Origin of the sequence: Runella salmonicolor (assembly GCF_024158025.1) — a bacterium.
Lineage (GTDB): Bacteria > Bacteroidota > Bacteroidia > Cytophagales > Spirosomataceae > Runella > Runella salmonicolor.
The window spans coordinates 18,168-39,094 of sequence record NZ_JAMZEL010000019.1 but is presented as its reverse complement, the minus strand read 5'-3'; the positions used below and the strand labels follow the sequence as shown (position 1 = coordinate 39,094).

The window sequence follows — 20,927 nt, the reverse complement described above, 5'->3', positions numbered from 1 at the left end:
TCAGTCTGAAGTTCAATCATTGATTAACCTTCTTGGTCAACGTAGCCTTGGGTGATTTCAATGATATTCCCTTCGGGGTCTTTGACCCAGGCGGTTTTCCAGCCAGGGATAAAATCGTCAAACGCCAGTGGGCCTAAGGTAATGACCGCATCTGAACCCATTTCTGCCAGTTTGGCATCTACGTCGGCAACTGAAAAAGCCAAGTGACGTAGTCCGGGATAATGTGGGCCGTCGCCTTCCACGTTGGGAATGGGGCGCTCCTCGTCGGGAGGGAAAACTTCAAAGTAAAAATTACCAGCATCTTTCATGAAGACCAGTTCTTTTCCTTCGCCCAACGAAATGGTTCGCGCTCGTTTAAACCCGAAGTATTTTGTATAAAAATTCTCAAATGCGGCGAGGTCTTTGACCGTTACCGCTACGTGAAAAAATGAGGTAGAGAGCATATACAGCCTTATTTAAGCTTTTTCGGATAAGATTTCGATGATTTTGGCGGCAAAAAAGTGCGCATGTCCGCCCGAACGACCCGTGACTAAATCGCCGTCTACGACCACATCCTCATTGACGTAAATCGCTCCGTAGGCTTTGGCGTCGCCGATAAGGTTGTTATGACAAACCAGTTTACGACCTTTGACTAGCTCAGTAGCGGGGGCCGTAAGCCACAACCCATGGCAAATGATGCCTTTGAGGATGGTTGGCTCGGCAAAAACGCGTTTGAGGAACTCAGTAGCAGGAGGGATTTTTTCAACATTTTCAGTATACCGCAGCCGGTCAGACACCATGCCCGAGGGCACGATGATGGCCGAGTAGCTCCGCAACTCTTCGTCGCTCATGTTTTCAAAACTTTCCCAACAGTCCATCGGCACTTTGTGTTCGTGACCGGTGAAAGTGATTTTGGGCTGCCCCCAGAGTCGGGTCAGGAAATGAACTTCGGCTCCTTCTTCCGGAAAACGATATTGATAATAAAATATCTCGTTTTCGTAATAGTCGGCTTCAAAGAGAATTCCAATTTTTTTACCAATAAGTTTCATGTTAATCCGGTTTAAAGGCTAATCTAATGGGTTGTAAATCAGCAACTTTTTAAATAATTTCAGTAAGATAGGTAAAATAAAGAACTCGGTATTAATTCTTTATTTTACCTGCTTTGAATTAAAGCGTTGCCGACCCTTCGTAGTATTTCAAATCGTCGACTGTATATCTGGTGATGATGGGGCTACCGTTGGGGCCCACTTTCACGTCCCATGTTTGGTAGGCGTCTAGAGTAATGCGCTTGCTGTAAGCATCGGGTGCATTCCAAACACTTGCTTCCCATTTTACTACAACTTTTACCACGGCGGTGTCGCCATTGATGACGGCTTCGGTCGATTTTACGGTGTGTACTTCATCGAAGAAAATGCGGATAACGCGCTGAAACCAGCCTTCAAAGCCAGCGTAGCCATAGACCGTTGCTTCTGGAAAAACCATTTCCAATCCTTCGTCGGCCAGCATCGGAAGTACTTCAACCATAGGAGCGTGAACGTCTAACTTGCGGTACCAAACCTCGGCAAGTGATTGTATTGATTCTGGAGTTAACATATAATTTCTTGTTTAATAAAAGTTATAATTTGATGCGATGGGTTATGAGTGAGGCTTAGGCCAGTGTACCGTCGGGGTGTTGCACCATACCTGCAAAGTGAATGGCGATTTTGCCGTCTTTTAGCACCCAGCTGTCGGCAAAGCGCATATTGGCGGTATCATTCCCGAATTTCATCGTGATTTGTTCGGTAATCATCAGGGTTTGTGGGTCTTCTGTTTCGGCCCAAAACACGATGTCGGTTTCTAGTCCGTCGATACCCAAAATTCCCTGCATGTGTTCACGGATTTGGTCACGACCTTTGTAAATAACGGGCGCTTTTGAAAAACTGCTAATCAGGAGCGCGTCGTCGGTGTATTGATCCAGTAGTGCCTCAATGTTTTTGTCAAGGATAAGTTGGATGTGTTCGCGGTACATGTTGCCCAGCGGGCTGTCGGGTACGTTTTTCATGACAAATAATATTTTTTCAGGTTGTTTATTCTTTGTGAGCAGCTTCGTTGACAAGGCGTTTTTGAAGTCCCAAAAGCCGGTTGAGCGACCAAAAAAAGATACTGGCCAACGTCACCAAAACGAGGGCAATTCGTAGCGTATCGTTGGGCTCGGTTTCCCATCTCTTTTTAATCAACAGATAATAAGCAAGTCCTAATACAAAATAGACCGCGCAGATGATTGCGTGGCTATTAAGGTCTGAAGAATGGCCAGTACGGTTGCTATGGTTAAAAACAATGGGCCAAACGTACCAAATCGTCATGGCAAAATGCCAAGTTGAAAGGGCCCAAACATACAGTTGAAAATGATGCGGAGATTCTGCCAAAAATGACCACATCAAAATCGGAAATAAAGCCGAAAAACGGGCGGTATCGAAGATAAATCGGTTGAAAGAACCCTGATACGGAACGCGCTCCATCAAAACACTGAATCCTAACCACGCCGTAACGATAAAAAACAGCGTGGTCAGAAAAGAAACTAACACCAAGACATCGTTCCAAACGGTAAAATCAAAGTTTGGGGATGTGTTCCAATGAAAGCGGTCATTAAGAAGACGAAAGCCCGTTACGAGCGTTAGTGAAAAAAACAACGTGATTAGATTCGGTAATCTTACCAGTACTTTGGATAAGGTGTTAGTTTCCATTTTTGTGTTTAGTTGGGAATTTGTTGAAGGTAAGGTTTAGCGAAGTTGCTCCAGCAATCCCCAATCGTCCCAGTTCGCCCATGCTTCTGTTATTTTACCATCTACGACGTGGTACATAACTATGCCTTTCCAGGTGGCTCTTTTGCCCGTAGCTGGGATTCCAGCAAACGTGTTTTGGTGCGTGCCTGGTGCGGCAAACCGTACCACGACTTTGTCGCCCTCGGCCACCATGTCTACGATTTGGAGGTCAAGGTCTGGAAACGCGCCGTATAGCATATCCATTTGATTATGGAGGGCATTTTCCCCTTTGATTGCCTCTGGAACGGCCGAACGGTCGATGTAAAAACCCGGGGCTGTAAAATCACTGAATTTACTAAAGTCTCGATTGACAAGGATGGCATTTACGTATCCTCTGACAAGTTCTTTGTTTGCTTCGACTGACATAATTTTTTGGAGTTTTAAAAAGAGTTTAATGACTGCAACCCGCAATGCTTAAAAGTCGTACAGTTTTTTGATGCCGCCGATTTGATTCATCAGGCTCATGACGTCATTCTGAACCTTGGCTTCGTAAATTTTTCCTTCTTCGTTAAATCTGAAGAGTGTCATTCCGTTGATGGCAACATCTTTGTAGCTGGCTGGTACATTGCGCCAAGTACCAATGTGCTTGGACTTCATGGCCCAAAAAGCGGCGCCTTTTGTGTCATCAGCTACAATATCGTCCTCTGATTCAACTGAATAGGTCAAATTCTCAAAAATACTTCTGTTTCTTTCAACCAATCCCATGAATGCAGCACGACCGTCGAGGTGCGCAAAAGCCAGTATAAACTGGAAGTTTGGGTCAATGATTCTCTCGGCGATTTCTACGTTGCCTTTGCTCCAGACATCTTCCAGAAACTGGCGAATCGCTACTCTGTTTTGTTCAATTCTAGTCATGATGACAGTTGGCTTGAGAGGATGAAAGTTGGGTTTAAAACCCAACTTATGGATTGATTATGCACCGGGAGGAGGAGGAACCACGCCTAATTGTTGCAATAGGCCTAATTCATCCACGTTTGCCCAGCGCTCAGCAATTTTGCCGTCTGCCATTCTTACAATCGTTGTGCCCGTTAGGGTGATGGTCTTACCGCTGGGGGGCATTCCCATCACACCACCCGTATCTGTTCCTAAAAGGCTCCAACGGTGTACCACTTTATCTGCTGTATAAATCTCGTCAAGGATGGTCAACTTAACATCAGGCATGGCATGACGAAACATACCAACGATGTGTTTGAAGCTGCCAGAGCCGGGTTCTGTCTTACTTTTACCACCTACCAAAGAGTGGTCAACTGCATCGGCAGATAATAAATCTTCGCGTACGTTTCCTGTGTTCCATGCGGCCTCAAAAAACTCAATGCAAATCGCATTATTTTGTTCGGGAGTAAGTGACATAACTGTGTGTTTTAGGTTTTATTATTGGTTTTTTGTAAAGGAAATTGTTTCATACTTTGTTGTAAAATGTTATTTATGAGGTGGTTGTGTCGTTGGCAAAAGCTACTTCCGTCGGTAGTGCGCCCATCAATGAACCCACCAATTGCAGATATACTTTTCCGTCCCGAATCAGCATCACATCATAAACACGTCGTTGGCCCAACGAACTTTTTACGGTGGCCTCAAACCAAATGTAATCATGGTCGTTGGTAATGTTTTCGACCGAAAGGGGCGTAAAACCCGATTCTTTGGCAAACAGGTCTTGAAACATCTGCCGAATGGCTTCACGACCTGACACGTCTACGCGGGCCGTAATCAATTGGGCATCTTCCGTAAAAAAATCATCCGCCAATCCATTAAAATCACCCTCACTGTGAAACTCCAGATAGCGACTGTGAAACGCCCGCGCCATGCTGGAATCAGGAGCCGTAAAGCCCGAAAAATCATCGGGTTGCCACACAGTACCTTGGCGTAAGCCAAAGAGTTGGAGGTAGAATTTTCCGTTTTGAATAAACTTTACCTCGTAAATTTTGACAGGATTACCTTGGGGGGGTTGAATGGTCATTTCCATCCAAATAAAATTTTTGCCCACCGTAAACTTGTCAATGATACGTTCTCCTAGTGTGCTTAAGCGGCTCAAATACAGTCGTATCAACTCTTTTAGGGCTGGGTGTCCTTCCGCCCTGAAAGTGAATCCGTGGATACGGGCATCGGCAGCATAACACTCCTCAACCATTCCGTCAATATCACCTCGTTGCAGAAAACCCATTTGCTTCGCTTGCAAAGCTTCGGCTTCGGCGGTTTGGGTGTTTTGATTTTCCTGCATGATTGAAAATGACGTTTTTCGTTGGAGGTATTATTGTTTATTTAATCACACCCAATTGCTGTAATAAACCGAGGCTATCGCCCGACATCCACATTTCGGCAATTTTGCCATTTTCGATGCGAAACATATTGAGTCCTTGATCTGTCACATCGCGATTGGTGGCAGGGTTTCCCAAAAATACACCTGTATTTGTGGCAGTATAGGACCACCTGCAAACCACCTTATCACCTTCAGCTACCAAATCATGGATGGTAAAATGAACATTTGGAAAAGCAATAAGTGCCGTTTTTAACCATACTTGAAAAGATGGAGGCTGGTGTGCCTGACCGGGCGGAAAGTGTAATTTTACGTCTGGATGCGTAATCTCGTCGATTACCTTTTCATCCTTTTTGTTCCAAAGGTCAATCCAGTACCGGGTAACCACTGCTTTGTTGGCTTCAATTGACATGAGAATAGGTTTAACGTTTTCGGTAAAAAAAACAGAGTTTATTTAGGCAGGAATTACGCCTAATTGCTGCATGAGACCGAAATCATTTTCGTTGACGTGAACAGAAACAATCTTGCCGTGGCGAATGGTGAAAATGTCGATACCAAAGTCTTTGATTTTGTTTCCTGTAGCGGGTGCTCCCAAGAACTCTCCCAAGTGAGTTCCCGTAATTTGCCAACGGCTGGCTACTTTGTTGCCTTCGCTCATGTGGCGCAAAGCCGTAAACTGAATGTCGGGGAATGCATTACGGAGGTACATCACGAAGCCTTTGAAGGCCTCATATCCCGTAATTGGCTCTGGTTGGGTAGGAATAATGAAGGCGAAATTGGGGGCCAGAATTTCTTCAACCACTTCCAGTTTACCTTCGCTCATGATGTCTTGGAAATAACGCATGGCCAAGGCCTCGTTTTGCTCAGGCGTGGTTTCTTCCACAATCTCAGGGGCAGGAATTACACCGAGTTGCATCATCAATCCGAGGGTATCTTCGTGGCCGATTGACTCGGTAATTTTGCCGTCTTTGATGGTGTGCCACGTCATTCCATCAATCTGGAAGTAATTTCCGGTAGCTTCCAAATTGCCTTTTACGGTCAACAGCGGCCCACCAACGTGCGTACCACCACCTACCCAGCGGGTAGCTACCCAATCTCCACTGGCCACCATGTCTTGGGGGTCAATGTAAAAATCGGGGAATGCACTGTGTAACATATTTACCAGACCCAAAAAACCATCTGGCCCGTGGAAGGGCTCGGGGTGAGTGGGTAACGTAAAAACGAAGTCTTCTGACAGAATTTCATAGGCTGAATCCTTATTCGCCTGGTTCATGATTTCATGAAAGTACCGACGCGCGATGGCTTTGTTTGGGTTGCCTTGTGACATTTTTGTAGAAATTAAAATTTATAAGCTGGTTTAGTTACTTCAAATCAAGATTTGTAATTATTCTTTTATGCGTCTGCCAAAATCATATCAGCGGCTTTTTCGCCTATCATAAAGCAGACCGCTACGGTATTGCCACTCGTCACGTTTGGCATTACGGAGGCATCGGCCACGCGCAAACCAGATATTCCGTGAACACGCAAGCGGGAGTCTACCACAGCTAAGTCGTCAGTGCCGATTTTGCAAGTACCTGCGGGGTGCCAAAGCGTTGAGCTTTGCGTACGAATGAACCCATCAGGATCACCAGGACCAGGCGCTAACTCACCCCCATTAATGGGCGCAAATGCTTTGGTATTGCTCAAATTGCGAACCAGTTGAATGGCTTTTCGCAATACCTCCATGTCGTCGGGATGCTCCAGATAATTTGGATTAATGAGCGGCTTGTCGTGCGGGTCGTCTGAACGAAGTTTGACGTCGCCTACGCTTTTGGGTTGCACCAGAATCGGGAGAAAAATGCAGACATTGCCGCCAAAATCTGGTAAAACAGGAGCTAAAGGTGCGGGAATACTGGGAGTAAAATTGAGCTGCAAATCTGGCCCAACTGAATTTTCATTGGTCCTAACAAACAACGCATTTCCCGTCAACAAAGTGGTCATTGGACCGTCGTTGGTACGGAAAATAACGGGCAGTTGCACGTGATCCTGCAAGTTTTTACCCACGCCAGGCAGCTCATGCTGTACTGGAATACCAACGCTTTGTAAATGTTCAGCCTCACCAATGCCCGACAGCAAGAGGATTTTAGGAGAACTTAGCGCTCCTGCACTGACAATTACTTCTTTCTCCACTAGGAGTTGCTCAATCTTGCCGTTCAGTTGGTATTCAACGCCGATTGCCCGCTTATCCTTAATCAATATACGCGTTACTTCGGCGCCCGTAATGAGTGTAAAATTTGGACGGTCAAGAATAGGCTGCAAAAAAGCGGTGGCGCTGCTGGCGCGGTGGCCTTCTGGAGTGATGTGAAACTGAAGCAACGCAGCTCCATTTTCTTGTCGCTCACCGTTATAGTCCCAATAAGGGCCATCATAACCGAGTTCGACGGCACCCTGAAAGAATTCCTCCGAGCGCATTACTTCGTCTGGACAGTCACGCACGGAGATTTCGCCGCCTGTACCTCTAAAATTGGGATCTCCACCTTGGTAATCTTCCAATTTTTTGAAATAAGGCAACACATCCTTGTAGCTCCACCCGTCGGCCCCTAGTGCTTGCCATTGATCGAAGTTAGCGGGGTTGCCCCTAACATACATCATGGCATTGATAGAGGTACTACCCCCTACCACTTTTCCCTGATTGATGGTCAGCTCGCGGCCAGCCATTGCAGGTTGTGGAGTGGTGGGGAGCGACCAATCAAGTTGAGAACCCCACAATTTTACAAAGCCGCCTGGGTCAACAACATTGGCGGTTTGATCCCATTCTCCGGCTTCGAGCAGTACAACCTGCACGGAAGGATCGGCACTGAGTCGGTTTGCAATGACGCTTCCCGAAGCACCTGCTCCGATAATAATGTAGTGACAGTGAGATTTCATTAAAGGTTTAGGAAAGTTTTAAATAACGTCAACTGATATTAATGAGAACAATTGATTTTAATCAAGTCGGGTTTATAATCTCCTTCAAGCACCAAGTCAATCAGGAATGGTTCGTCGTCGGCCAGCATTTTTTCAATGGCTGGCAGGATTTCTGATTCTTTTTCTACCCGCACCGCTTTGACTCCCATGGATTGGGCCAAAAGGTCGAAACGGATGGCAGGGTAAGATAAATCAAAGGGCAGCGGGTAATCGTGCTTATCAATGTTGCGTTCTTTCCAATAAACGTCAATGTTGAGTTGAAGCAACTTATACGAACCGTTGTTGCAGACGATAAACTTAGCTCCAGACTTGTGTCTTATGGCCGACCAAAGCGCTTGTATCGTGTACATACTGCCCCCATCTCCCGAAAATCCAATCACGACTTTGTCAGGATTTGCCAGTTTTACCCCAATGGCACCTGGAAAACCAACCCCGAGTGAACCGCCCCGGGTAACAAAGTAATGCCCCGCTTGGCGCGGTGGAATGTACCGCGTAATAGCTGGTGAATTGGTCAAGGCTTCGTCGAAAATAATGGCATCTGAGGGCAATTTTCGAGACAGTACTTCGGCAAACTGCGCCATCCGTAAGGTTTCTCGGGCGGGTTCGTCTTGGTCTTTGGCCAGTTCGGCAGAATGTTTTTTTGCTTTTTCATCCCCAATCTGGTGAACCCGGGCCGCCGCCGCTGCCTTAAATTCGGGTGTCATGGCTGATTTCAGCGCATCAGCCAGGGCTTTTAGCGACAGTTTGGGGTCGCTGACAACGCCTACATCAACCCGGTGATTCTTGGCGATTTCGTAACTGTTGAGGTCGAAATGCACCACCTTGGCCCCAGGGGCATAAATCTCACCCGTTTCGGGAAATACCTCTGGCAACATATAAGTGCCAACGATAAGGTTTATATCCCCTTTGGATGTAATGGGCAGACTGTATGACCCAAACATGTGCCCCGTAGTGCCTTGGTAAAGCGGGTGGGTTGTGTCAAAAATAACATCGCCAAAATCTACACCGTATACTTCGGCACCGATGAGCTCCGCCACCTGAGTTAATTCTGGGATGGCATTAGAGTAGGCCACTCCGTCCCCGATGAAAATCATGGGTTTTTCGGAAGCCAAAAGCATATTTGCCGTTTGGGTAATCAGCTCAGGGTCAGGAAGTACCCGCGTAGATGGAATACAGGTCGGGAATACTTCCTCTTCATTTACTTCGTCGAGGACGTTCATAGGCAAACAAACGTACACGGGCCCCATTGGTGGGGTAGAGGCAATTTTTACGGCTTTTCTGAGGGTTCGCAACAATGATTTCGAATCCATCACCATCGTCGAAAACTTCGTGACGGGCGCCATCATTGCCACTAAGTCATTGGCCATTTGCGCATCCATGTTCATGTATTGCGTACCAGCATCCGACCCAATCACCACCAGTGGTGCGTGGCCTCTTTTGGCTTGGTAAACCGCACCCACCGCATTCCCAATTCCGGGAGAGCTGTGCAGCTGCACCAACGTAGGGCGTTGGGTATGCCGAGCATACCCATCCGCCATCATTACGGCAATACTTTCTTGTAATGTAAGGATATACTTCATGTCGGGGTATTCGGCAACGGCGTCCAGGAAACCCTGTTCAACCGTTCCCGGATTACCAAACATAAAGTCCATCCCGTCGGCCAAAAACTGCTCGACGATTTTTTGATTACCTGTTTTACCAGCCATACCGTTTTACTCCTTTATCAAGCACATTTACAAATTGGTCGCCAAACTCGAATGAACATTGAAGAGAGCGAGCAGTAATGAATGGATAATCCACAATGACGGAAGTTTCTTTGCCAAAATTTCCGTGGAATTGACCTTCAGGGCCAACGGCATCGGCCAGAATGTATTCAAGGCAATACGGTGGAGGCCCCATGTTGAGGTCGGTGTTGAGGAATCCTGTACCGTCGTGATAATCATACTCAATGCAGTGACCAGTCACGTGTTTGCCTTTGATAATGGAAATACGCTCGTTGAAATCACGGGCAAAAACCAACGGAGCAACCCCGTAGCAAATCGCGCCGATGGGTTGATTTTTTTTGTAAAAGCCTAAAATGAGGTCATGGACGCGCTGGTTGTTTACCATGTCGATGATTGGACCGCTACCGCCGACCAATAAAAGACCTGCATACTCTTCCGTTAGTTTTTCTTGGGCCACTTTTAAGTCAGCAAAATACTGCTCAAATGCTCTCAAAAAGTTTGGCGTTGAGAAATAAGGTCTTTCAGGAACTTCCTCCGAAAGGTTGCGACGTTGCTCCAAGCGATTTGTAGCCTCAAAAGCTTTCACTTTTTCGGCGGCTTCGGGTGTAGTGACGCAGGTGCCCAGCGGTGGATCTACGTAAGTAGTATCATAACTTGGGGGTAAGGCCTGGGCCTTTTTACCCTTCGGGGTCATGAACTCGACGGTATAACCGGCGGCTTCCAATTTTTCGAGGGGCCCGACTAACTCAACGCCCCAGTACCCGTACTCAGACAGGATAGCCAAAATTTTCTTAGACATAAAAGAGAAAAAATCTATGATGAACGATAAATTGAATATTATACTTTACACTTTGATTTTGCTTGTTTACCTCAATACATATCGCTCGCTTCGACGGGCAAAGCAGGCGGATGAGGGATGTTTTTTTTTCGTTTTAGGGCTATTTCATGCGCGGTGTCGTAATGGGTGCGCATGTTGTTCCAACTAAATTTTTCAAGCACATTTTCCATTCGGTTGCGCTCTGATTCATTGCTGCGTCGGGTCTTTTTGACAAACCGAAACATGATATCTGTCAACTGCTCAACGGATTCAGTATACGTTTGAGATTTTCGGTTGACAACATAGATACCCCGGTCGTCATGATTTTTCATATTTTGGGTAACATAATGTCCAAAACCTGATAAATTACTGGTCACCGTTGGCACCCCCGCCACCACACATTCTTGGGGAGTATAGCCCCAAGGCTCATAAAAACTTGGGAAAATCCCTAGGTGGCATCCACACACGAATTGCCCATATTCAAGTCCAAATAGTGGATTTGAAGAAGTGATAAATTCGGGGTGATAAACTACCTTTACCTTATCCTTCTGATTATTAAGGAGATTAGTCTGTCGACAATAATCTGTGATTTCATCGTCCTGTGCCAAATCGTGGGTCAAAAAGGCAGGTTGATTTTCTGAGCGCCAACTCAGAATCGTTCTTACCCTCCGGTGTTGGAGGTATTCACTTACAAAAGAATTGAGATTAGGCAATTGAACCTGGTCGCCCGTTACAAAACTTTTGAAGAGCTTACTGCCTACTTCTTTTTGAATGGATTTACAGGTTTCTTCTAATTCGTTGAGTACAGAGTGTGAATTGATGACCGAAGCATTGACCGACCTAACTTTTTGATTGGTAATGATAAACATCACCACTGTGGTGTCCATACGCGCCTGCTTCATTTTAGTGTTAAGCAGCGAAAGTGCTTCGAGGGTAATATCAAATCCTTTGTTTTTATATTCAAATCGACCCGACGTAAAAAAATAGATGGTCTTATTAAGGTCAAATGAATAACTCGGGAAAAAATGACCCATTATAAACTTATGAATGTGCTTTCGGTATTGCAAATGCAGATTTTCTAATTTAAAGAGGGGGAACTTTTCCAATTTGATGCCATTGGGCGTAATCAAATCAGGTACTCTGCCCAAAAAATGAATGCATTCCTGTGAGGTAATTTCACTGATAGTGGTAAAAGTACCCGCACTTTGGGCGGCCATCCTCTCAATAATCACCTGCGCCTCAATACCATATCGGCGAGACTCTTGTCGCCAGTCAAATTTTTCGAGTTTTGTGTAAAAATCTGGTTCATTTTGGGCTAAATACCGCCCTAAAATGGTTGCATGGGTGGTAAATACAGTAGCGATGTTTACTTTTTTTGCGAACAATTTTGGCAAACCACTCCCCGTCATCCACTCGTGGAAATGGACAACAACTTCATTGGAAATGGGATTGACCGACATGAATTCAACAATAAAAAGTCGAATCAATTCACCGAACGCAAGTACTTGATTTACAAGTGGGTCTGTCCCAAAGTCCTGTACTCTGTATTGTTCCTGAAACTCGGTTTTGAGGTGACTGAGTTTGGACCAAATACAGTTTAAATCAAATAAAATTACCCTTGGTTTACCTGTAACCAGCAACCAATAGCCACAATGTATGGTTAGGCCCATACCTCGTAACTTTTCTACTGTTTTGCCAACAGGGGAATCATTCGGATAATCAATCGGTTCAAATTCTACCGCCTTTTGGGCAAAATAGGGGCCCATCATTATGTAGCCATCTCCCCATTTATCCATCATTGATGGAATTTTTGAACGAATTACAGTATGAATTCCCCCAATTTGGTTACATATTTCCCAAGAAACTTCAAACAGTAGTTTCTTTTTCGAATTTGTAATTAATGAGGTCAAAAGTGTTACCGGGTTTAGGGGTTACAATCAATAATAATGCACATCTCCACAAATGCACATTGAATGAGCACATTTGAAATCAGAGGCAAAACAAAAAAAGTCATGACCTAAAAAAATAGATTGACGAATTTGCTTGCCACAAGAGTGTTACAGGACCAAGCACAATTGATTTAGAGTTTTTCAGCGGTGCTTGCCGAAGGATTAAAACGTTTGAGAATACTTTGTTTTGAGTCTTTATGCTAACATTGATATATCAAAAATCATTGATACCCTAAAGAATACCAAATATTTTCAGTGAAGAACGCTCATTTTCCATTGAATTGTATGTTATTCGCAGGGAAGATGCCAATCTTCATCAGGGATTCGGTTTTTTATCGCTAAAATTTACAGGGAAAGCAAAAACTTTATATGCCTTTAATATATAGGTGTCTTTTTAGGATAAAATTGACTTTATATGCCTTTTTTAGGGCTATGCTTGTTTTTTATTGAGAGGTAAATAACCTTGTTTTTTCAGTGAAAGTGTTTGTTTTTTCAGTGAATGACTCATTTTGCCCAGTAAGCTATCGTATTTAGATATAAACTTGTCAAGTCTCTTAAAAATCATTAGTATTCTTCATTTTGGGCTTGATAATGTAATGAGAGTTAAAAGAAAAATACCATTTAACGGTTCAAAAATAGCTCTAGGAGTCAAAAAGTCCATTTTGAGTTAATATAAGTAGAAAAATTACTTATATCTTTCTAAGTCGGCTCATTAACTCTTCTTTCGATGATTTACTTAGAGGAATCTGTTTAGTTCCAATATGAAGATGAAGTTCGCGTATTTGCTCAACATGTTTGAGATTTACAATGAAAGACCGATGTACTCGTATAAATTCGGGGCGGTTTTCAAGGGCTTCACTTAATTTGCCCAAGTTCTGGGTAAGCAGAATATCGTTTTCTTTCGATATAATTTTACAATAATAATCTTCGGCCTCAACCCATAATATATCATCAAAGAAAACGCGCTCCATTCGGTCTTTTGTCTTTATAAACAGTCGGTCGCTGAGGCATGGAGTACATTCGGAAGACTTAATAGGTTTTGTATCTTTTGGTTCTTTTTCTGAGTTTTCAAGGGCTAATTCAATCGTATATTTTAAATCACGGATGCGGAATGGCTTAGACATAAAGGCTACTGGTGCCGTATTTTTCGCTTTAGCGAAGGTATCCGCATCGGAGTTGCTCGATAAAAATATGATGGGTAGCTTCTGTTTTGTTAGTATTCGTTTGGCAGTTTCGATTCCATCCCATTTCCCTGCCAGTTGAATATCTAAGATAACCAAATCTGGATAACCGTTATTTAATGAGTTCACCGCATTTTCTCCCTGTGAAAACGGGCCAGTTACAATGTAACCCATTTCCTGTAGTTGGTCTTTAAGATCAGCTCCTGCAATGGGCTCACCTTCTGCAAGAAGTATGTGTGTTTTTTTCATGTGTGAGGTTTTTCATACCAATTCCATCTATTCGGTCAATACTTTAGGTAAATGAAGCCTTGTGCATTAACCACAGTAGCCCGAAATTTAGATATTTCAACTAAATGTTCTCAATCATTAGCATAAAAAAACTCATACAAAAATAAATGAAAAATGTTCCTATTTGCAAGTACCATTTGTATTTATCTAAAAATTGTAAGACATATTTTCGAAAGTAGGCTATTTTTTTTTACTAAGTGTCTGGTATTCAGGGTTGGATTCTGGGAAAAATCATATTTTATTCAGTGGTGAGCCAATGGTAGGAAAGTGGAATTGTTCTATTTGGTACATATTTCGTATTTGTACAGTAGCTGTAATTCTCCCTGCTGGTACTTTTGGTTACTATTTACCCTTATTTAGTGAGAAATTTATCTAACGGTACTTGAAATATAACTATAATGTATATACGTTTGTTTTATTGGTTCATACATGCAAAATAATTGATTGTATATGTTTGGTTATTATTATCAATTTTAGGACAGAAGTAATCGTTTAGTAATTTATGATTCTAAGATTGAATAAAAAAATATTGGGAGTGTTCAATCGTTTTGCCTCTAATACCCGTACCGCTAACTTAGATTTATACTAATTTTATGGCAGTACTCCATAATTTATATAATTGGGTGTTAAGGTTTTTGTTGTTTTCGTAATTCGAGTAACTGTAAGTAATTATGTCTTTTTTCTAGATTTAAAAAAATCATATTTAATAATATCTCTAGTTTTATAACGGTTTTATTTCGATATAATTATATTTTATATTAAACTCCAAAATACTCCAGCATTTATAGTAAAGTAATCCTCATTATATTTTGCCAAAGTTTGTGGACGAAAAAAAAATCATCCACAACTTGACTTAAATATTAGTTACAGAACCGTTATCAATGGACCATCATTCTGCGCTTTAAGCCACCCGAATGATTGAAAATCGTGGCCTAGCTCACTTATTAATTGCTCAAATTCTTCCGTTGTTTCTTCTGAAACGGCAACCAACAGACCGCCGCTCGTTTGGGGGTCGGCCAAAATGTATTTTTGTTCATCGGTTAGCGGTCCTACTTTATGGCCATAACTCTTCAAGTTACGCTGTGTGCCGCCCGGAAAACAATTGAGGGCAAGGTAATACGGGATTGATGAGATAACGGGGACTTTATCAAATTCAATTTCAGCCGATAGGCCGCTGCCCTCACACATTTCCGAAAGGTGCCCCAATAATCCAAAACCAGTTACGTCGGTCATTGCTTTTACGCCTTCCATTTTGGCAAAAACTTCGCCTAGTTTATTGAGGGTAACCATACTTTTCAAGGCAATAGCCGCATCTTCTGGCAGCAAAACGCCTCTTTTCTGTGCGGTTGATAATATTCCTACCCCCAACGCTTTGGTCAAATACAATCGACAACCCTCCAGTGCGGTAGAATTTTGTTTAAGCTGAGGAATGCTCACCATTCCATTTACAGCAAGTCCAAAAACGGGCTCAGGACAGTCAATGCTGTGACCTCCAGCCAACGTAATGCCAGCTTCGGTGCAAACCGCTCGGGAGCCTTCTAATACTTTTTGGGCAACTTCAGGCGGAAGTTTATCAATCGGCCAGCCTAAAATTGCAATGGCCAAGACGGGTTTTCCGCCCATTGCGTACACGTCGCTGATGGCATTGGCCGAGGCGATGCGCCCAAAATCATAGGCATCGTCCACGATGGGCATAAAAAAATCGGTCGTAGAAATCAAAGCCGTTCCGTTGCCTAAATCCAACACCGCCGCGTCGTCGCGTTTGTCATTTCCTACCAGCAAGTGAGGGTCTGTTTGAACCGCAATCGGACTGTGAAGAATTTTATCAAGAATGGCGGGGCTGATTTTACAACCGCAGCCTGCACCGTGGGAGTACTGCGTAAGTTTTATTGTTGAATTATCCATTGACGTAAGCTATACCTGCTCCAGGAGGGGCAGGGTTTGGGTAAAAGTTAAAATTTTGCTGGCATTGACTGCCATGTCATTATCAGTAATATCAAAAGTAAATAGTTTTTCAGGTTGACGTTTAGCCAAACCCGTAGTGTAGGTTTTATCATAATATACTAGCACTAACCGAACAAAATCCGCCATACGGTTTTCACGAATGGCCATTACGGCCTGTTTGGTTTGGAGTGGTCCGAGTCGCTTGTGGATTCTTTCGGTACATTCGACCAAAAAATCTTTGTCTAATTCTCCGTATTCCTGCACCAAAGCATTGATACGTTGTTCGAGTCCTACCTGAATATTTATCAAAACGGCCTCTTTCATCTGATGCCAAAAAGGGTTAGGAATAAAAATTTTACCAATGGTCAGGCTTTCATCTTCCACCCAAATTCTGCGTTGCGGATTAAGCATACGCAATTGGTCGGCAAAATTATTTTCAAACTGTTCCTGCGTGGGCTGCACCATTTTGTTCATCGTCCCGTAGGAAGAACCTTGATGCTGCGCCAAATCTTCCAAGTCTATCACCTGCTCACCTTCGTCTTCAAGGGCATGAAGGAGTTTGGTTTTTCCTGACCCGGTCATGCCTCCCATCATCCAGAGCTGGTAGGTTTTTCCAAATTGATTCAATACCCACCTTCTGAAGCTTTTATAGCCCCCTTCAAGAAGGTAAACTTCAAATCCATATAGATTTAGTGCCCAGGCCATTGCCCCGCTTCGCATACCTCCCCGCCAGCAATGTACACCGATTTTTTTTTCGGGAGCAATTTCCAACGCCCGTTTGATAAAACCCGACCACTTCGGTCCAGTCAAATCAAAACCCAGCAAAATCGCCTCTTCCCGTCCTATTTGTTTGTAAGTTGTACCCACTACAACCCGTTCTTCATTGCTAAACAACGGTAAGTTATACGCATCAGGAATGTGCCCCTGCTCAAATTCGGCGGGGGTTCGAACGTCGACCAAAGGGATGGCGTTTTTTAGGGGAAGAAATTCATCAATGGTGATATTTTTAATCATTTTTAGACAGCCTTTGGCCGTAAAATTAATAATGGAAGTCGTTGCAAGAACATGATTTCGGTAGGAACTTCTTTGGGATTAAATCAAGAGATCGTCAATTTTGATACCTGCAATTCTCATGGCTTCGTATTCCACTTCTACGATAAACTCCGTTTCATCTTGGCTAAAATTTTCATTATCCCATTCTGTAAAATAAGTCTGCACGCGCTCTTGAAGGTTAGGCGCTTCTGCCCTGAGTTGGTGGATTAAAAAGTCGGCAAAACGCAGCACTTCGTTTCGCATTAGTTCAATCGTTTGCTCCGAAGAAGACTCCACTTCGCGGTCTTCCCAATGATCTAAAATAAACCTTTCCTTGATTTTATAAGCTTCCAACTGCTCAATACGCTCCTGATTCGGCATCAATTGTTTTTTTTCAAAGTTAGCAAAAATTATCCCTAACTCTTCTTTCCAAAAGTCAGGGATGATTTTTATGCAGAACCTCTGCGCTAAATTAAGCTATTTTAGGTCTTACTATCTGCCCATCACCAATCGTGTTTGTGCCGCTCCATTCTCATTTTCAGTTAGTTGTATATTTAAAGCATTGTCTTTATACAAACTTCTTTCCAATGCCAATGTAAATGTATGAATCCCTGTTGCTAGGTCGGCAGCTACGCCTCGCTCCGTTAGTTTGAGCGGTTTTCCGCCCACCCAAGCGGTGATACCTGCGGTAGAATTAAAAGCCAAGTTGACGTTTCCTTTGCTCAACACTTCTATGTCAAACTTCACAAACGTGTACTTTTTGTTTGCATTTATTTCAACAACAGGCAGTTCTTCCAAGGGTAAATCACCCGCTACTTTGCTATAAAACGGCTCATATGTAAGCTTGGCATTGTCTTTTGCCACGTAGCTAGGGCCTTCCGAAAGAATCTTTTTGACCAACTCCTTACTGTTAGAAACACTATTCCAACGACGAACAAAGCGGGTTGTCGGAACCCTAAACTTACCAGATTCGCCCATTTTGGAAAGGAAACCGATAAGGTTTTTGAATTCTTCTTTGTCCAAACCAGCCGTCAATCCCGCAGGCATCAGCGAGCCTGAAATTTTTTCAACGACACTGATTTGACTTTTAGGTACTGCTACTTCCGAGCCCGTTACGTCGCGGATGATGATTTCGGCCGTCCCGTTACTGACAATGTACCCCATCATCTCACTTTTGTCTTTTTTCACGATGCGTTGTAGCTCGTAACCTTCTTTGATGGAGGCATTAGGGTACAGAATAGAGCGGATGATGGTCTCGGCGGGCGAGCTAGTTCCTAAGCTGCTTAGGTCTGGCCCGATGCGCCCCCCTGCTCCTCCAATGGCGTGGCAGGTGAGACAAGCAAGTCCAGCTTTACGGAAAATCAATTCTCCTTTGGCGGGGTCGGCGGTTTCAGCGACGGTTTTTGCCAAACTGCTGATTTCTTTTTCGTTTAATTCCTGCGGCATTTTTTCAACGGGCAATACGCCCCCCGATGCTTCCAATGCTTTTACGAAGGCTTTAATATCTTCACTGTTTCGTCGGTTGTAAGGGACGGAGCGTTGCAAAACCTGACGACCTGCGATGGCCATCGGCTCGGGTATTTTTTGGGAATTCAATTCTTCGGTCAAAGCAACGGTAGCGGCTTTGGTAGCAATAAATGACCTAAATAATTCAGAAACATCCGTTTGACTTGGCAGCGTACGCAACAGGTCCGATGCGATGCGGGCTGCTCCAGAGGCATCTGTCGAAACCAATCGTGAAGCGGCCGCAACTCGCAAATCAGCTGGGTTTTTACTGCCCGTGAGCCCAATCAGGGAATTGCGCGCTTGGTCGTTTTTCATAGAAACCAAAGCGTCAAGAGCCGCTTTTCGGCTGTTCTTTTCCCCTTTTTCGGCCAAATTGACCAATTTGCCGTTCAATTCCTTGATTTGCCACAAACCAATCAGACGAATAGCAGCAGTGGCAACCGCTTCATCTTCACTTTCAATAAACCCTGTAATGCGATTCAAGTCACCAGATGGTTTTGCACCTCGACGGGCGGCCTCTTCTAGCGCGGTTAATTGTGCCGCAACTTGTTTATTTTTATTTGCATTTCCATCAACAGCTTTGCCAAAAATGATGGCTAAATCTGCCGCCTTACCAAATTTAGATATTGATGCCAATACATCGCTGCGGTATTCCTCAGGCACCCGGTCGGCTTGGTATAACTGCGCCAGTTGCGAAACCGCTTCGGTACTACTGGTTGATTTCAGGGCAAAAACCGTCTTTTTGGCATCTCCAAAGAAATCTGGGGTAGTTTTCAGGCGCGCAGCCCACAACGGCTCTAACTCTCGAACGGTTTGCCAAAGGGCAAAATCCAGAAACTCATCCATAGAATTATCTAATACCGAGAGCGCCGTACGGGCTGATTCCGCGGTTTTTACATTGCGAAGTCCAATCACGGCTTCCAATCGCACCTGCGGATGAGGGTCGGCTACAGCCTTTGTCAAATGGGCAACAGGATTTGTGACTTTAGTAAACCAAAGCCCAAGAGCCCGCAGGCCAGCCGCGCGCGCTTTGTGATTTTGGGCGTTCAATAAAGTCAAAAGTAGCGGTTCGTTGACGGTGTCGAGGGTTTGGTACACCCAAAGTGCTTCCAACAACTGATGTTCATAATTGGAGTCATTTTTATCCAAATTCTGAACCCATTTTTGCAGGGCTGGAATCACTTCCGTGGCCCCACGGGCTTTCAATACCTGCTTGGCCTGCGCCCGGGTCCAGTCTTCGGGCAGTTTGAGTGCTTCCAAAAGTTCATTCACGGAAGCTTTGGTTAATTGCATTTTTTTTACCAGCGGACGATTTTTTGCCACAATCCGCCAGATACGACCGTGCTGCTGGTCGCGTCGCGGGTCATGAAAATCCACTTCTCCGTGTTGGATAATCGGGTTATACCAATCGGCTACATAAATAGCTCCGTCGGGTCCCACTGAAATATCAACGGGGCGAAAGGCTACGTTATCCGTCCACATCAGGTCTTCAACCTGCTTCGAAGCATACCCACTTCCCTGTTCTTCTAGTTTGAACCGATTGATACGGTTGGCACGAAAGTCGTTGGTAATCAAGCTTCCTTGCCACGATTCTGGCAAGTGCCTACCCGAAACAATATCCAACCCGCTGTGTTTAGGTTGACCCGGATTCAGGCCCCGGATGATTCGCGCCGCGCCAGGAGCGGTTACGAAAGTAGCCCCCGGAAAAGCATAATTGATGCCTTCTCCACCTGCCCCGTCGGTCAGGAAAGATTGCCCCCATCGGTCAAATTGCAGCCCCCACGGATTAATCAACCCACGGGCATAGACATCCATGTCGAGATTTTTGGGGTTGAGCTGCCACACACCACCGCCTTCGAGGCGCTTGGTCCCAAACGGCGTTTCAACGTGGCTGTAGATGTAAATAGACTGGTTAAAATAAAGTCGTCCCTCGGGGCCCCAACGGAACGTATGAATAAGGTGGTGTGTATCGGCTGTTCCAAAACCGTTTAAGATGCGGCGTCTTTTGTCGGCTTTTCCATCTCCGTCAGTATCAGAAAAATGCAGAATTTCGGTGGAATTCGCCACATAGACGCCTCCATCCCCTGGCAATATTCCGGTGGGCGTGATTAGCCCTTCGGCAAAAACGGTTGACTTATCGGCCTTGCCGTCGCCGTCGGTATCCTCGATTACAAAAATTTTATCATTGGCTTCTTCACCCGTTTTAAGGTGAGGATAAGCGGTACTGCTCACCACCCACAAACGTCCGTCAGCGTCCCAGTTCATTTGAATGGGCTTAGCCACGAGCGGGTCAGCGGCAAACAAGGTTACTTCAAATCCTTCTGCTACTTTAAACGAACGAAGCTCTCGCTCCACATCTGGTTCGGGATTTGCCTTGCGGTCGTCTTGGTGAACCGTAGACGTAATGAGCAGAGATAAAGGAATGAAAATAAACCGTTTAATAAACACAAGTGTGGTGTTGGACGAATTGAAAAAGCTGAACTTTTGCATAATAACTTTTAAATCTTTT

General features: G+C 44.4%; 20 protein-coding genes. All 20 read right to left on the bottom strand.

Annotated elements, in window-relative coordinates; all coding sequences use genetic code 11:
• Positions 1–23 precede the first annotated feature (23 nt).
• The 20 genes from NCI00_RS27465 to NCI00_RS27370 all read right to left on the bottom strand — a co-directional run bounded on the left by NCI00_RS27465 (position 24) and on the right by NCI00_RS27370 (position 20,908).
• On the bottom strand, positions 24–443 hold the full coding sequence (locus tag NCI00_RS27465; protein ID WP_253532918.1) for a VOC family protein: 420 nt from the start codon (positions 441–443) through the stop codon (positions 24–26).
• 12 nt (positions 444–455) lie between these two features.
• On the bottom strand, positions 456–1,028 hold the full coding sequence (locus NCI00_RS27460; protein ID WP_253532916.1) for a DJ-1/PfpI family protein: 573 nt from the start codon (positions 1,026–1,028) through the stop codon (positions 456–458).
• A gap of 118 nt (positions 1,029–1,146) precedes the next feature.
• On the bottom strand, positions 1,147–1,572 hold the full coding sequence (locus tag NCI00_RS27455; RefSeq protein ID WP_114464159.1) for a hypothetical protein: 426 nt from the start codon (positions 1,570–1,572) through the stop codon (positions 1,147–1,149).
• Positions 1,573–1,627: 55 nt separating this feature from the next.
• Positions 1,628–2,020, bottom strand: coding sequence for a nuclear transport factor 2 family protein (locus NCI00_RS27450; protein ID WP_114070632.1), 393 nt, complete (start codon positions 2,018–2,020; stop codon positions 1,628–1,630).
• Positions 2,021–2,045: 25 nt separating this feature from the next.
• The gene (locus tag NCI00_RS27445) at positions 2,046–2,702 is read right to left on the bottom strand and encodes a hypothetical protein (RefSeq protein ID WP_166560322.1); all 657 of its coding nucleotides are present in this window, start codon (positions 2,700–2,702) and stop codon (positions 2,046–2,048) included.
• Between the two features lie 36 nt (positions 2,703–2,738).
• Positions 2,739–3,146 carry an ester cyclase gene (locus NCI00_RS27440; protein WP_253532914.1) on the bottom strand — a complete coding sequence of 136 codons (408 nt, stop codon included), beginning with the start codon at positions 3,144–3,146 and terminating at the stop codon, positions 2,739–2,741.
• 48 nt (positions 3,147–3,194) lie between these two features.
• Positions 3,195–3,635, bottom strand: a complete 441-nt coding sequence (locus tag NCI00_RS27435) for an ester cyclase (RefSeq protein WP_253532913.1) — start codon at positions 3,633–3,635, stop codon at positions 3,195–3,197.
• A gap of 57 nt (positions 3,636–3,692) precedes the next feature.
• A complete protein-coding gene (locus tag NCI00_RS27430; RefSeq protein WP_166560319.1) occupies positions 3,693–4,130 on the bottom strand; it encodes an ester cyclase in 438 nt (145 codons plus the stop codon).
• Between the two features lie 73 nt (positions 4,131–4,203).
• Complete coding sequence (locus tag NCI00_RS27425) at positions 4,204–4,995, bottom strand: nuclear transport factor 2 family protein (RefSeq protein ID WP_253532912.1); 792 nt, start codon at positions 4,993–4,995, stop codon at positions 4,204–4,206.
• 37 nt (positions 4,996–5,032) lie between these two features.
• On the bottom strand, positions 5,033–5,443 hold the full coding sequence (locus NCI00_RS27420; RefSeq protein WP_253532910.1) for an ester cyclase: 411 nt from the start codon (positions 5,441–5,443) through the stop codon (positions 5,033–5,035).
• Between the two features lie 42 nt (positions 5,444–5,485).
• Positions 5,486–6,358 carry an ester cyclase gene (locus NCI00_RS27415; RefSeq protein ID WP_253532908.1) on the bottom strand — a complete coding sequence of 291 codons (873 nt, stop codon included), beginning with the start codon at positions 6,356–6,358 and terminating at the stop codon, positions 5,486–5,488.
• A 65-nt stretch (positions 6,359–6,423) separates the two neighbouring features.
• Positions 6,424–7,938 (bottom strand): GMC family oxidoreductase, encoded by a 1,515-nt coding sequence (locus tag NCI00_RS27410; RefSeq protein WP_253532906.1) that lies wholly within the window; start codon positions 7,936–7,938, stop codon positions 6,424–6,426.
• A gap of 38 nt (positions 7,939–7,976) precedes the next feature.
• On the bottom strand, positions 7,977–9,683 hold the full coding sequence (locus NCI00_RS27405) for a thiamine pyrophosphate-binding protein (protein WP_166560314.1): 1,707 nt from the start codon (positions 9,681–9,683) through the stop codon (positions 7,977–7,979).
• Positions 9,673–10,500, bottom strand: coding sequence for a type 1 glutamine amidotransferase domain-containing protein (locus NCI00_RS27400; RefSeq protein WP_114070642.1), 828 nt, complete (start codon positions 10,498–10,500; stop codon positions 9,673–9,675). Before NCI00_RS27400 ends, NCI00_RS27405 begins: the two co-directional genes overlap by 11 nt.
• Before the next feature lie 71 nt (positions 10,501–10,571).
• Positions 10,572–12,428 (bottom strand): glycosyltransferase family protein, encoded by a 1,857-nt coding sequence (locus tag NCI00_RS27395; RefSeq protein WP_253532904.1) that lies wholly within the window; start codon positions 12,426–12,428, stop codon positions 10,572–10,574.
• 728 nt (positions 12,429–13,156) lie between these two features.
• Positions 13,157–13,897, bottom strand: a complete 741-nt coding sequence (locus tag NCI00_RS27390; RefSeq protein ID WP_253532902.1) for a LytR/AlgR family response regulator transcription factor — start codon at positions 13,895–13,897, stop codon at positions 13,157–13,159.
• Between the two features lie 903 nt (positions 13,898–14,800).
• A complete protein-coding gene (gene selD / locus NCI00_RS27385; RefSeq protein ID WP_253532900.1) occupies positions 14,801–15,841 on the bottom strand; it encodes a selenide, water dikinase SelD in 1,041 nt (346 codons plus the stop codon).
• Positions 15,842–15,850: 9 nt separating this feature from the next.
• Positions 15,851–16,894 (bottom strand): tRNA 2-selenouridine(34) synthase MnmH, encoded by a 1,044-nt coding sequence (gene mnmH / locus NCI00_RS27380; protein WP_253532898.1) that lies wholly within the window; start codon positions 16,892–16,894, stop codon positions 15,851–15,853.
• A gap of 78 nt (positions 16,895–16,972) precedes the next feature.
• Complete coding sequence (locus tag NCI00_RS27375) at positions 16,973–17,293, bottom strand: hypothetical protein (protein ID WP_253532895.1); 321 nt, start codon at positions 17,291–17,293, stop codon at positions 16,973–16,975.
• A 111-nt stretch (positions 17,294–17,404) separates the two neighbouring features.
• Positions 17,405–20,908 carry a PVC-type heme-binding CxxCH protein gene (locus tag NCI00_RS27370; RefSeq protein ID WP_253532894.1) on the bottom strand — a complete coding sequence of 1,168 codons (3,504 nt, stop codon included), beginning with the start codon at positions 20,906–20,908 and terminating at the stop codon, positions 17,405–17,407.
• Positions 20,909–20,927 lie beyond the last annotated feature (19 nt).

What these genes read in the sequence shown, in the direction of transcription:
- NCI00_RS27465 (WP_253532918.1), bottom strand. Translation starts at nt 443, where the DNA reads ATGCTCTCTACCTCATTTTTTCACGTAGCGGTAACGGTCAAAGACCTC.
- NCI00_RS27460 (WP_253532916.1), bottom strand. Translation starts at nt 1,028, where the DNA reads ATGAAACTTATTGGTAAAAAAATTGGAATTCTCTTTGAAGCCGACTAT.
- NCI00_RS27455 (WP_114464159.1), bottom strand. Translation starts at nt 1,572, where the DNA reads ATGTTAACTCCAGAATCAATACAATCACTTGCCGAGGTTTGGTACCGC.
- NCI00_RS27450 (WP_114070632.1), bottom strand. Translation starts at nt 2,020, where the DNA reads ATGAAAAACGTACCCGACAGCCCGCTGGGCAACATGTACCGCGAACAC.
- NCI00_RS27445 (WP_166560322.1), bottom strand. Translation starts at nt 2,702, where the DNA reads ATGGAAACTAACACCTTATCCAAAGTACTGGTAAGATTACCGAATCTA.
- NCI00_RS27440 (WP_253532914.1), bottom strand. Translation starts at nt 3,146, where the DNA reads ATGTCAGTCGAAGCAAACAAAGAACTTGTCAGAGGATACGTAAATGCC.
- NCI00_RS27435 (WP_253532913.1), bottom strand. Translation starts at nt 3,635, where the DNA reads ATGACTAGAATTGAACAAAACAGAGTAGCGATTCGCCAGTTTCTGGAA.
- NCI00_RS27430 (WP_166560319.1), bottom strand. Translation starts at nt 4,130, where the DNA reads ATGTCACTTACTCCCGAACAAAATAATGCGATTTGCATTGAGTTTTTT.
- NCI00_RS27425 (WP_253532912.1), bottom strand. Translation starts at nt 4,995, where the DNA reads ATGCAGGAAAATCAAAACACCCAAACCGCCGAAGCCGAAGCTTTGCAA.
- NCI00_RS27420 (WP_253532910.1), bottom strand. Translation starts at nt 5,443, where the DNA reads ATGTCAATTGAAGCCAACAAAGCAGTGGTTACCCGGTACTGGATTGAC.
- NCI00_RS27415 (WP_253532908.1), bottom strand. Translation starts at nt 6,358, where the DNA reads ATGTCACAAGGCAACCCAAACAAAGCCATCGCGCGTCGGTACTTTCAT.
- NCI00_RS27410 (WP_253532906.1), bottom strand. Translation starts at nt 7,938, where the DNA reads ATGAAATCTCACTGTCACTACATTATTATCGGAGCAGGTGCTTCGGGA.
- NCI00_RS27405 (WP_166560314.1), bottom strand. Translation starts at nt 9,683, where the DNA reads ATGGCTGGTAAAACAGGTAATCAAAAAATCGTCGAGCAGTTTTTGGCC.
- NCI00_RS27400 (WP_114070642.1), bottom strand. Translation starts at nt 10,500, where the DNA reads ATGTCTAAGAAAATTTTGGCTATCCTGTCTGAGTACGGGTACTGGGGC.
- NCI00_RS27390 (WP_253532902.1), bottom strand. Translation starts at nt 13,897, where the DNA reads ATGAAAAAAACACACATACTTCTTGCAGAAGGTGAGCCCATTGCAGGA.
- selD (WP_253532900.1), bottom strand. Translation starts at nt 15,841, where the DNA reads ATGGATAATTCAACAATAAAACTTACGCAGTACTCCCACGGTGCAGGC.
- mnmH (WP_253532898.1), bottom strand. Translation starts at nt 16,894, where the DNA reads ATGATTAAAAATATCACCATTGATGAATTTCTTCCCCTAAAAAACGCC.
- NCI00_RS27375 (WP_253532895.1), bottom strand. Translation starts at nt 17,293, where the DNA reads ATGCCGAATCAGGAGCGTATTGAGCAGTTGGAAGCTTATAAAATCAAG.
- NCI00_RS27370 (WP_253532894.1), bottom strand. Translation starts at nt 20,908, where the DNA reads ATGCAAAAGTTCAGCTTTTTCAATTCGTCCAACACCACACTTGTGTTT.